Consider the following 12,013-nt stretch of genomic DNA (forward strand, 5'->3'; position numbering starts at 1 on the left):
GCATGACGGTACGGCGGGTGATGGGCATCGAGACCGAGTACGGCATCGCCGTACCCGGGCAGCCCGGGGCGAACGCGATGGTGACCTCTTCGCAGGTCGTCAACGCGTACCTGGCGGCCTCGGCCGCGAGGGCCCGCCGGGCTCGGTGGGATTTCGAGGAGGAGAACCCGCTCCGCGACGCCAGGGGGTTCGATCTCGCCAGGGAGGTGGCCGACCAGAGCCAGCTCACCGACGAGGACCTCGGCCTCGCCAACGTGATCCTGACCAACGGCGCGCGTCTCTACGTCGACCACGCCCACCCGGAGTACTCCACGCCCGAGTGCACCAACCCTCGGGCCGCGGTGATCTGGGACAAGGCGGGGGAGCGGGTCATGTACGACGCCGCCGTCCGCGCCTCGGCGATGCCCGGCAACGCGCCCATCCAGCTCTACAAGAACAACACCGACGCCAAGGGCGCCTCCTACGGCTGCCACGAGAACTACCTGATGCGCCGGGCGACGCCGTTCGCCGACATCGTGCGGCACCTGACGCCGTTCTTCGTCTCGCGCCAGGTCGTCTGCGGCGCGGGCAAGGTCGGCATCGGGCAGGACTCGCGCGGTGAGGGCTTCCAGATCAGCCAGCGCGCCGACTTCTTCGAGGTCGAGGTCGGCCTGGAGACCACGCTCAAGCGGCCGATCATCAACACGCGGGACGAACCGCACGCCGACCCGGAGAAGTACCGCCGGCTCCACGTCATCATCGGCGACGCCAATATGTCGGAAATTTCGACATATTTGAAGCTAGGGACCACGGCGCTGGTCCTCGCCATGATCGAGGACGGGTTCCTCACCGTGGACCTCTCGGTCGAGTCGCCCGTCGCCGCCCTCCGCGCGGTCTCGCACGACCCGACCTGCAAGTACGAGATCACCCTGCGCAACGGCCGCAAGATGACCGCCGTGCAGCTCCAGATGGAGTACCTCGAGCAGGCCCGCAAGTACGTCGAGGACCGCTACGGCGCGAGCGTCGACGACATGACCAAGGACGTGCTCAACCGGTGGGAGTCGGTGCTCACCCGGCTCGCCGAGAACCCGATGCAGCTGTCACGCGAGCTCGACTGGGTCGCCAAGCTCGAACTGCTCGAGGGCTACCGCACCCGAGACAGCCTGCCCTGGTCGCACCCGCGGCTCCAGCTCGTCGACCTGCAGTACTCCGACATCCGGCCCGACCGCGGCCTCTACAACCGCCTGGTCGCCCGTGGCCGCATGCAGCGCCTGGTCACCGAGGACGACGTGGAGCGCGCGATCGAGCTGCCGCCCACCGACACCCGTGCCTACTTCCGCGGGCGGTGCCTGCGCCAGTACAGCGAGTCCGTCGCGGCGGCCTCGTGGGATTCGGTGATCTTCGACATCCCCGGCAGGGAGTCCCTCCAGCGGGTGCCGACCCTGGAGCCGCTGCGCGGGACCAAGGCTCACGTCGGCGACCTGCTCGACCGCTGCCGCACCGCCGCGGCCCTCGTGGCGGCCCTGACCGGCGACAAGTGAGCGCCCCGAACTGACCGAACAGGCCAAGCGGCCTGAACGGACCGAACGGCCTGCACGGCCCGCTCCGCGCCGTGCGGACCGCACGGATCGCTCGGGCCGTGCCGGCCTCAGGGAGTGTTCGACTTCGCGGAGCGTTCGACGGCGCGGACTGTTCGGAATCTACGTCGTAAAGGCGCGGGCCGGTGGCACCTCGGGCCGCCGGCCGGGAGGCGCCGCCGAGATGCCCAGCCGCCGCAGCACGCCGACCAGGAGCGAGACCGCCGCCTTCGCGGTCAGCCGCTCGTCCGGGTCGCGACGCAGCAGGCCCTCCATCACGGGGCCGAGCGGGCCCGCCCGGCGGGGCGGCTCCGGATCGCCGTCCAGCGCCCGTTCGAGCTCGGTGAGCGACCCCGCCTCCGCGTAGGGGGGACGGCCCTCCACGGCGCAGTACAGCGTCGCGCCGAAGGACCAGAGGTCCGAGGCGACGGTCGGCTGCCCCCCGGTCACCCGCTCGGGCGCGAGATAGGCCGCCGTACGGACGACGGGGATCGTGGTCGAGCCGGAGCCCTGGATCGCCGCCATCCCGAAGTCGGTCAGCACGACGCGGTCCTCGGTCAGCAGGACGTTCGCCGGCTCGATGGCCCCGTGGACCACTCCCGTCTCGTGCGCGTGCCGTACGCCGGCCAGAAGCTGGAACCCCACCCAGGCGGACCAGTGCACCGGCAACTGCCCGAGATGGCGGATCGTCTCCTCCAGGGTCAGGCCCTCGAGGAGCTCCGTCACGATCCACAGGCGGCCGTTCGCCTCCAGCAGGTCGTGCACGGTCACCACGGCGGGATGGCTCAGCCGGGCGGCCGAGCGGGCTTCCCGCAGTGCCCGGCGGCGCGCGGTCTGCAGGTCGGGCTCGTCGTCGTGGTGCGGCGGCCGCAGCTCCTTGATCGCCACATTGCGCCGCAGCCGCGTGTCGTGCGCGTGCCACATCACCGCTCCTCGCCCGCGGTGAACGGCGGAGAGCAGCCGGTAGCGATCTCCCAGCAATTCGTGATCCGTTCCCATGAGCCACCCCCCTGGCATGACACGGCCCCTATGTCTCCCGGGTACATATTGTGGTCGCAAAAAGGATCACCGTTGACCGTGGCGCGCCTCCACCGGTGGTAACGATCCGGTCTACGGGACGATCTTGGCTGCGTACTCCCGGGAGCGGGGTACGCGCCGGCCGTTCCGGGGAGGCCGTGGGACAAGGGCGTGGGGTGGCTGACTTGCTTTCCCGCCGCGCGGAGGGTTGGCTATCTGGACCGCCTTCCGGAGCCGGGTGAAAGATCGCGGGCGATCCGCGCGAATTGTCGCCCGGTTCGGGGAAGATACGAAGTAGAGGCATCCCCCGAGCGGAGGTATCCATATGGCGACGAGGGACACCGGCGGCCAGAAGCAGACGGGCCGTCAGGAGAGCGAGGTCGAGGAGACCGAGGCGCAGGCGACTCCCGATGTTCAGGAGCGTCACGAGAAGCTCACCGACGACGTCGACTCCATCCTCGACGAGATCGACGAGGTCCTCGAGGAGAACGCGGAGGAGTTCGTGAGGTCATACGTCCAGAAGGGCGGAGAGTAAGGCCGGGGACGGCCGCCGAGGGGAGGCCCGGGTCCGGAGCCGGCCGCGGACGTTCGCGGAGCTCAGGGTCCGGGCCGGCACCTTTCTCATCAGGTCAGGCCCACAACTGAACGGTAACGATCTCGAAGGGGCGCAGCGGGAGCCGTACCGAGCCCGCTGAGACCTCGAGCGGGGCGGCGGGAGAGCCGAGCGCGTCGGCGAGACGCGCGGCGGTGAAACTTCCGTGGACGACGGCCTCGGTCGCCACCGGATGCTCGGCGACCAGGCGCATCTCCAGCCGGCCGTCCCTCTCCCGGAGTGCGGCCATCACCACGCCGTCGCCCGACACCGTGGGTGCCCGCCCCGCGAGCACCGCCGACCCGGCCAGGTCATCGGTCCCGGCGGCGGTGACGGTCCCGGATCCGGGTACGGCGAGCAGATCATGGCGATACTCCTCGGCCAGGCGCACCAGCCCCACCTCCTCCCAGCCGCCGGCGTAGGGCAGGACCGCGAACCGCACCGAGAACGGCCCCTGGCACTGGGCGGCCGGCGTCGCGAGCTGCGGCCCGGCCGGTTCGTCCCGATAGGGGTTCCGGTTCCGCGACAGGTAGCCGACCGATCTCATCAGCGTGAGCGCCAGTTCCCCGGGCTCGTGCGCGCCTCCGGCTCGCCCGGCCGCCGGGCCCAGGACATCGACGCCGCCAGAGGAGCCGCCGGAGTCTCCAGGGTCGCCCGGGATCAGTTCGTATTCGGTGACGTGGTCGAGCAGCACCGCCAGGCCGCCGGCCGCCACGAACCCCTCCGCCGGGAAAGTCGGGATCGGCCGCTCGCCCCCGCTGACCTCGGCGCCGGTTCGCGAGCCGGTTGCCGTGCGGTCCTCCGTGTGGCCGCCGTTCGTACGACGGCCTTCCGGGGCCGTGCCACGCCGTACGACCGCGAACTGGCCCTCCGCGAACGACTCGGCCGCCGGGCGGGCGAGCGGCGCGTGCCACCGGAGGCGGTGGTCGCGGCACCGCACGTCCAGGTCGATCGCGCACCGGACGAACGGCTCGCCCGCGCGCAGCTCCACCCGGGTCGTGACCACCGTGCCAGAAGTGACCATCGTGACCATCGTGTCCGAAGTGGCGTTCGTGTCGGCAATGTTCATTGAGCCGGGGGCGTTCACCGTGCCGGCGGTGTTCATCGTGCCGGTGCTGTTTCCCTTGCCCGGCGTGGCCTCCTGGGGGACGTCGTCCTCTGACGACCCGTCCCAGCCGGTCGGCGCGCCGTCGGCGGGCCATTCGTAGGAGCGGGAGACCTCCAGTACGGACACGAGCGGCCCGCGGCAGATCTCCTCGACCTTGACGTACGCGGGCCGGTCCACGATCCGGTCTTCCGGAGGGGGCGCGTAGTTATAGGTGTCCCCGATGTCTCCGCCATGCGAGATCCGGCCGACGCCGTGCACCTCCGTGCCGTCCCGGCCGCGCAACGACAGCGTGCCGTCCTCGGCGACGGTCACGCGCAGCAGCCCGTTGTCCAAAGTGCCCTCGGAGGCGGCGAGCGCGGCCGCCGCCTCCGGAGTGCGGGTGAGCGCGACGTGCCCTCCCGCGCCGGGTTCGGCGGTGAGGACGGAGCGGCCCAGCGGCGGGACGGTGACCTGCGCCGCGACGGTGACGACCGGTTCGGCGAGCGTCAGGACCCGCCACGGTCCCGGACCGGCCCCGAGGATGGCGCGGCGCAGGTCCTCGTAGGCGTAGCCGCCCGACGCGTGCCTGCTCACCGTGATCGTGAACACGCCGTCCCCGGTCTCCCAGGAGACGATCTCCTGCCCGAACAGCTCCCGCTCGTGGACCCGGCCGAGGAGCTGGGAGAGGTCGTCCATGACCGTCTCGTCGAGCAGCGTGGGGGCGTGTTCCAGTCGCTGGACCGCCACGGTCCCGCCTGACGCGTCCGTCAGCCGGGCGCGGTGCTCCGGCAGGTCGGCGAGCACGAGCGCGGTCCGCTCGAACGGCGACGGGTTGACCACGACCAGCGCGCCGCGCGGCACGTGGGCGGCCAGTGTGGCGCTCACCAGGTCCACCACCGCCTGGCCGATCTGCTCCGCCTCCGCTATCCGCGCCGCGACCTGCTGGGCGGTCTCGTCCGCGCCGCAACCGGTGACGGAGTCGTGCCCGGAGCAGGCGATCAGCCGCCGCCACGCCAGGTCGAGCAGCCGGGCGGAGGCCGTACGGTCGGCCAGCCAGAGCGTGGACAGCGGCTCGGCGTACCGGATGACGGCGCGCTCCGCGCGCGCCATCGCCTGCTTGAGAGGGACGCGGGCGGAGACGACACCGGGCAGGATGTTGGCCCGGGCGTGCGACCGCAGCTCGCCGCGGACCTCCGGCAGGTCCGAGGGAACCCCGGCCAGGTCCAGGTACTCCTCGAGGGTGGCGACGCGCAGACCGTGCCCGGTGATCTCGGCCGCCGGAGCCGAGTGGTCCGCGCCGTACATCGCCAGCATGGGACCGTCCGGGCGCCACGGGCGCATGGAGGCGGCGAAGGCGGAGACACGGTCGGCGAGCCCTTCGGCCGGGCCGCTGAACAGGGCGACCGCGTTGCCGTACCCGCCGGGCAGATAGCGGGTGACGACGGTGGTGCCGTCGGCGCCCGTCCAGGCGAACGCGTCCCGGCCGACCGACTCGGGCACCCCGCGCCACAGGCACGCCCGCCCGAGTCCGGCGAGTGAGAGGATCTGCGGCATCTGAGCGCAGTGCCCGAACTGGTCCGGCAGGTAGCCCACCCGCATGGCACCGCCGAGGGCGGCCGCGCCGCGCATTCCGTACTCCAGGTTGCGGATCAGCGTCTCGCCCGAGCAGAGGAACTCGTCGGCGAGGATCATCCAGGGACCGACGGCGAGCGTGCCCGCCTCGACGAACCTCCTCACGTCATCCCGCCTCTCCGGGCGGATCTCGAGGTAGTCCTCGACCGCGGCCAGCTGCCCGTCCATGGTGAAGCGGTAGAGCGGGTCGGCCGACATGATGTCGAGGACCTCGTCCAGCATGCGGACGAGCCCCATGCGGAACCGGTGGAAGGGGAGGTACCACTCGCGGTCCCAGTGCGTGTGCGGGACGACGACGATCTCAGGGTGCACGCGTGCTCCTCAGGGGGTTGCGTCCGGGGGACCGGTGGCGGGCGAGGCGTCCGGGGACGCGGCCGGGGAGGCGGCCTCGCCGCCGATCGGCAGGCCCGCGGACTCGGCGTGGCGCCGGATGATCCGCTGCGCCGTGACGATATCGCTCAGCGCGCCGTCCCGTCCGGTGAGCGGGGGTTCGTCCTGGGTGGCGAACCGGTGGAAGGCGACGAGCTGTCGTTCGAAGGCCTCCGCGACGTCCCGGAAGACGATCTTCCGCTCGGTGGTCCCGAGACGGGTCACCGAGGTGAGCGTCGTGGGCGTGTTCATCAGATAGGGGGACGGGAAGTCGAGTTCGAGCGAGCCGTGCTCGTGGTGGATCGTCACCCGCTCCTGGTAGGCGGGGTATCCCGCCAGGTAGTGCCACCGCAGGCCGTACCTGCCGGTGGCCAGGTCGCCGCTCGCCTCGATCGAGGGCGGGAAGACGTCGCCGGGCCAGACGGCGACGTGGTCCACGGTGCCGGGCGGCCCGGTGAACATCCGCATCAGCGACAGGTCGTGGCAGAGGCTGCCCAGCACGACCTGGGAGTAGAGCCGGCGCAGTCGTGGCGGCGCGTCCGCGCCCAGCGCCGTCGTGAGCGCCTCCTCGTCCGCCTCCAGGTACGGCGCGAGCGCCTCGGGCGTGGGGTGTGACGCCCGCGCCTTGGCGAAGAGGAGCTGGGACTCGGTGGACGGGTGCAGCACGGTCACGTCCAGATGCCGTACCGCCTCCGGGCCTCCGGCCTCGTGGAGGGCCTCGACCATCCGCTGGGCGGCCGGGTCGTACTGCTTCATGTAGCCCACCATCAGGCGGGCGTCGCCCGGGATCCCGGCCAGCTCGGCCCGGCTGTAGGCGAGGGGCTTCTCGCACAGCACCCAGTGGCCGTGGTCGAGCGCGGCCCGGACCAGCGGCGCGTGCGACCCCGGGGTGAGCACGATCAGCGCGTCGAAGCCGCCCTTCCCGAGCATGGCCATGGGGTCGTCGAACGCGGCCACGCCCAGCTCTCCGCCGATCTTCGCGGCGTGGGCGTCGTCCAGGTCGCAGACGGCGCTGAGCTCGAAGAGGTCCCTGCGGCGGGCCAGCAGCGGCAGGTACATCACCTGCGCGGCGATCCCCAGCCCCACGATGGCGACCTTCATGGCTTCCCCCAATCACTTTGGGCCTGATCACCCGGAAACGTGCGCGGATGAGCATGCTGCCCCGGTTCGTGACCAGGTACAGATTCCCTGTGAAGTGCCCCGACATGCGACGACGCGGTCCGCGGTCTGACAGGCGGGCGTCACGTGCGCAGGGCCGCCGCGTGCAGGGCCGTCGCATGCAGAGCCATCGCGTACGGAGTCATCGCGTACGGAGTCATCGCGTTCAGCGCCGTCACGTGCACAGGGCCATCACCTCGTTCCTCGGCGTCTCCAGCCGGTGCGCGCCCGGCCTGGCGGGGAACGCGGCCCGGTCGCCCCGCACGACGGCACGGGTCTCGGGCCCCCACAGGACCAGGCCGTCCGCCCCGATCGCGACGAACTCGTCCCCGTGGCGCAGCAGGAGCGGGGCGTCCGGGGAGGCGGACACGGCGGTACGGCCGTCGGCGAGCGCGGCGATGATGCCCGCCGTCCCGGCGGCGGGATCGGCGAGCACCCAGGTGGTCGGCGCTCCGGGCGGATGCCCCTCCTCCGGCCGGTGGTAGTCGCTGCCGCCGACCACGACGAGGTCGTCCGCCCACGCCTGGCCCCAGGCGAGCGGGGCGCCCCAGGTGCGGTCCCACCAGCTCCAGTGCCACAGCTCGGCGATCCTCGGCCGGTCCGGCGCCATCGGATGCCGCCACGAGCAGTCACCGGCGACCGGATGGTTGATCGACAGGACCCCGCCCCGATCCCGTACGGCCTTCGCCCACTCGTCCGGCCCCTTGCGGAAGTCCACCCAGCCGACGTCGCCGAACGCGTTGGCGTGGCCGAGATCCGTGGTCACCTCCTGCCCGGGGAGGAGCAGGATGCCCGCCAGTGCGGAGGCCGAGGAGAGTTCCGCGTGGTGGCTGACGGTGTTGTGGTCGGTGACCGCGAGGAAGTCGAGCCCGCAGTCGGCGGCGAGGCAGGCCAGCTCGTGGACGCCGAGCGAGCCGTCGGAGTGCGTCGTGTGCGCGTGCAGGTCGCCGGCGAGCCAGCGCAGCCCCTCGAGCGCGGGGGCGCCGCGCCGGGAGGCGGCCGGTTCCCGGTGTTGGGCGCGCGGCGCCCGCACGCCTCTGGCCGGATGGTCGCGGGGCACCGCCGGAGGCCGCCGGTGCGCGATCACCGTGATCTTGTAGGGCAGGCCCTCGTCGGGGATCCGGTAGAGCCCGACGAGCACCAGCCAGACGCCCGGCTCGATCTCACCGGGAAGGTAGCCCGGGGTGGCCCAGTCCGCGGTGACGGTGTACTCCGACCGCGCCCCGCCCGACCAGCCCCGGAAGCCGCGTGGCCCGGCACAGCCGAGATCGAGGGTTCCGGCGGAGCGGTCGTAGGAGAGCCGGACCGTCACGGCGGCGGTTCCCGGAGGCAGCTCGACGGGCACCTCGCGGACCGGGCCGGAGATCCGGTCGGCGAGCGTCCACACGCCCTTGATCGTCGTCATCGGGCGCCGTCCGCCGGGAGGGGCGAAACGAGCCGGTCGTCGCGGTAGACGAGCGCGCGGCCCGGCCGGGGGACCGCCCACGCCGCCGTGCCCGGGGCGGGCTCCTCCCCTTCGGGGACGACGGCCTGGATGAGGTGGTCTCCGGATTCGAGGGTGACGAGATGGGCCGTTCCGAGGTTCTCCACGACCGCTACCTTCCCCGTGAAGGCGTCATCCCTCGGCGATAGCGACAGATCCGTATATTCGGGCCGCAGGCCGTACACGATCGGGCCGTCGGAGACGCCGGCGGGCAGGGGGAGGACCGCCCCGGCGACCCGCAGAGCGCCGTCCCCCGCGACTCCGGGCAGCAGGTTCATGGGCGTGGAACCGATGAAGGAGGCCGTGAACGTGTTCGCCGGCCTCCGGAAGATCTCCGACGGGGTGCCGACCTGCATGAAACGGCCCGCCGACATGACCGCGATCCGGTCGGCGAGCGCCAGGGCCTCGCCCTGGTCGTGCGTCACGAACACGGTGGTCACCGCGAGTTCGCGCTGCAGCCGTTTGAGGAACGTCCGGGCCTCCAGGCGGAGCCGGGCGTCGAGGTTGGACAGCGGCTCGTCGAAGAGGAAGACCTTCGGATGGCAGGCGACGGCCCGGGCCAGGGCGACCCGCTGCTGCTGCCCGCCGGAGAGCTGGCCGGGCCGGCGGGCGAGCAGGTCGGACAGGCTGAGCAGGGACGCGGTCTCGGCCGCCTTGGCCTCGCGCCGGGCTCGGGTGACCTTCTTGATCCGCAACGGGTAGGCGATGTTGGCCGTGACGTCCATGTGGGGGAAGAGCGCGTAGTCCTGGAACACCATGGCGACGTCCCGCCGCCCGGGAGGAACGGACGTCACGTCGACCCCGCCGATCCCGATATTTCCGGATGTAGGGGTTTCCAGGCCCGCGATCGTCCGCAGCAGCGTCGTCTTCCCGCACCCGGACGGCCCGAGCAACGCGAAGAACTCGCCGTCGGCGATCTCCAGATCGAGCCCGTCGAGCGCCCTCACCCCGCCGGGGAACTCCTTGGTCAGCCCGCCTAACACGATCACCTCTTGATCCCTCCGTGGAAGCGGAAGCCGTACCTGCGGCTGACGAACACGTACATCACCACCACCGGCAGCGAATAGAGCAGCGAGAACGTCGAGATCAGGTCGAGCCGCGGCGCGCCGCCCTCCGTGTACAGCGTGTAGAGGATGACCGCCCCCGGCGCCTTGTCCGGGTCGCGGAGCAGGATGAACGGCTGCAGGAAGCCGCCCCACACGTTGGCCACCGCCCACACCGCGATCGTCGCCAGGCCCGGCCGTACCAGCGGGATCACGACATGCCGCAGAATCTGCAGCGGCGACGCGCCGAACACCCGCGCCGACTCCTCGTACGACGTCGGCGTGCCGTCCATGAAGTCCTTCATGATGAAGATCGCCGCGGGCAGCAGCCCGCCGGACATCGTCAGCACCACACCCAGATGAGTGTCGATCAGGTTCAACCGCGTCGCCAGCTCGAACAGCGGAACCATCGCCGCCGTCCCCGTCACGACCGACGACAGCAGGAGCAGCACGTACAGCAGCGCGTCCCGGCCCGGCACCCGCACCCTGGACAGCGCGTACGCCGCCAGAGCCGCGAGCGTCACGACCAGCGCCGCGCTTCCCCCCGCCTGGATCAGCGAGTTCCGCAACGACGTCAGGGCGTACGGATTGCCGAGCAGCGCCCGGAAGTTCCGGAGCGTGAAATCCGGCACCGACATCGCGATCCCCGGATGGCCGTCGAACGGAGCCGTGGCCAGCCACAGCAACGGCAGCGCGAAGAACCCCAGCACCAGCGCCAGGAACGTCGCCCGGCCGAGCACCCCCAACGCATGCCGTCCCGCGCCGTTCATCGGCCCGCTCCGCTCAGTGCCCGTCGGCCTGCTCCGCCCGGTGCCCGTCGGCCCGCTCCGCCCGGTGCCCGTCGGCCCGCTCCGCCCGGTGTCCGTCGGCTCGCTCCGCCCGCTGGGCCGCGGGCGCCTTCGCGGCGGTGTGCTTCGGTCGTCACGTCCTCGCCCGTTCCTCGCCGCGGGCGCTCACCGCCGCGCTCTCCGCGCGTCACGGCGCCGCCACCTCCCGCCGGGCGTCCTCGCGGCGGGTGCGGAGGAGACGCAGATACACGAAGGCCACGACCAGATTGATGATCAGAACGAGGAACGAGATCGCCGCTCCGAAACCGAGGCGCCCCCCGCTCAACGCCACGTTGTAGATGTAGATCGGCAGGATCTCCGAACGACCCTCCGGCCCCCCGGCCGTGATCTGGAACGCGGAGAAGTCGTTGAACGTCCAGAGACTGATCAGCAGCAGGTTCGTCAGGACATGCCCCTTGATCCGCGGCACCACCACATCCCTGAGCTGCTGGAACGTGGACGCCCCCGCCAGACGTGCCGTCTCCAGATGGGAGGGCGGCACGTTCGCGAGCGCCGCGCCGTACAGCATCATCGAGAACGCCGTCCCACGCCACACGTTGAAGACGATGATCGACGGCATCGGATGGTCGAGCAGCCACGCCAGCCCCGGCGTGTGCAGCAACGCGTTCAACGTGCCCTCGTCCCGATCGAGCAACGCGATCCACAGGAACGCCACGACCGACGACGGCAGGATCCACGCGAGCAGCACCAGCCCCTCGGTGACCCGCTTCACCGGCCCCCGCCGGTCCCGCAGCACCCAGGCGATCGAGAACCCCAGCCCCGCCTGCCCGATCACCGCCGAACCCAGCACGTACTGCGCCGTCAACCACAACGACCCTCGGAAGCGCTCGTCGCCCAGCGCCGCGGTGTAGTTGTCCAGCCCCACCACCCGCGGCTCCGCCGCCTCCAACCCCGTCAGCCGATAGTCCGTCAGCCCCAGATAGATCGTCCACAGCGCCGGGAAGACCAGGAACACCCCGATCAGCACCAGGGCGGGCAGTACGAACCCCACCGCACGCCCCCGGCCCAGCCCCGCCGCGTCGGGGCTCATGCGCTCACTCCGCTCGCGGGCCCAGGGCGCCCCTTGAGGCGGCTCGTGCCCTTCTCGCTCGGGGTCGCTCGTTCCCCGCCTCCCGCTCGCCCGGCGGTTACTTCCCCGCCTCCCGCTCGCCCGGCGGTTACTTCCCCGCCTCCCGCTCGCCCGGCGGTTACTTCCCCGCCTCCCGCTCGCCCGGCGGTTACTTCCCCG

The 12,013-nt window shown here is 71.8% G+C and carries 9 protein-coding genes; 2 read left to right on the plus strand and 7 right to left on the minus strand.

Annotated features, from left to right (window positions below):
* Positions 1-2: 2 nt before the first annotated feature.
* Positions 3-1,520, plus strand: coding sequence for a depupylase/deamidase Dop (dop, locus tag AB0I59_RS18415; RefSeq protein WP_061255670.1), 1,518 nt, complete (start codon positions 3-5; stop codon positions 1,518-1,520).
* Positions 1,521-1,679: 159 nt separating this feature from the next.
* On the opposite strand, the gene AB0I59_RS18420 is transcribed toward dop, so the two are convergent.
* A complete protein-coding gene (locus AB0I59_RS18420) occupies positions 1,680-2,573 on the minus strand; it encodes a serine/threonine-protein kinase (RefSeq protein WP_358134149.1) in 894 nt (297 codons plus the stop codon).
* A gap of 325 nt (positions 2,574-2,898) precedes the next feature.
* On the opposite strand from AB0I59_RS18420, the gene AB0I59_RS18425 reads away from it, so the two are divergent.
* Complete coding sequence (locus tag AB0I59_RS18425) at positions 2,899-3,108, plus strand: ubiquitin-like protein Pup (protein WP_061255672.1); 210 nt, start codon at positions 2,899-2,901, stop codon at positions 3,106-3,108.
* A 94-nt stretch (positions 3,109-3,202) separates the two neighbouring features.
* On the opposite strand, the gene AB0I59_RS18430 is transcribed toward AB0I59_RS18425, so the two are convergent.
* From AB0I59_RS18430 to AB0I59_RS18455, 6 genes are all read right to left on the minus strand, one after another.
* Positions 3,203-6,196, minus strand: coding sequence for a glycoside hydrolase family 38 N-terminal domain-containing protein (locus tag AB0I59_RS18430; protein ID WP_358134151.1), 2,994 nt, complete (start codon positions 6,194-6,196; stop codon positions 3,203-3,205).
* A 9-nt stretch (positions 6,197-6,205) separates the two neighbouring features.
* The gene (locus tag AB0I59_RS18435) at positions 6,206-7,354 is read right to left on the minus strand and encodes a Gfo/Idh/MocA family protein (RefSeq protein WP_358134154.1); all 1,149 of its coding nucleotides are present in this window, start codon (positions 7,352-7,354) and stop codon (positions 6,206-6,208) included.
* A gap of 232 nt (positions 7,355-7,586) precedes the next feature.
* Positions 7,587-8,816, minus strand: coding sequence for a CehA/McbA family metallohydrolase (locus tag AB0I59_RS18440; protein WP_358134156.1), 1,230 nt, complete (start codon positions 8,814-8,816; stop codon positions 7,587-7,589).
* A complete protein-coding gene (locus AB0I59_RS18445) occupies positions 8,813-9,883 on the minus strand; it encodes an ABC transporter ATP-binding protein (RefSeq protein ID WP_358134159.1) in 1,071 nt (356 codons plus the stop codon). The genes AB0I59_RS18440 and AB0I59_RS18445 overlap by 4 nt, the downstream gene beginning before the upstream one ends.
* On the minus strand, positions 9,880-10,707 hold the full coding sequence (locus AB0I59_RS18450) for a carbohydrate ABC transporter permease (RefSeq protein WP_061255677.1): 828 nt from the start codon (positions 10,705-10,707) through the stop codon (positions 9,880-9,882). The genes AB0I59_RS18445 and AB0I59_RS18450 overlap by 4 nt, the downstream gene beginning before the upstream one ends.
* 205 nt (positions 10,708-10,912) lie before the next feature.
* Complete coding sequence (locus AB0I59_RS18455; RefSeq protein WP_358134161.1) at positions 10,913-11,815, minus strand: carbohydrate ABC transporter permease; 903 nt, start codon at positions 11,813-11,815, stop codon at positions 10,913-10,915.
* Positions 11,816-12,013 lie beyond the last annotated feature (198 nt).

This window comes from Microtetraspora glauca (genome assembly GCF_040656155.1).
Lineage (GTDB): Bacteria > Actinomycetota > Actinomycetes > Streptosporangiales > Streptosporangiaceae > Microtetraspora > Microtetraspora glauca.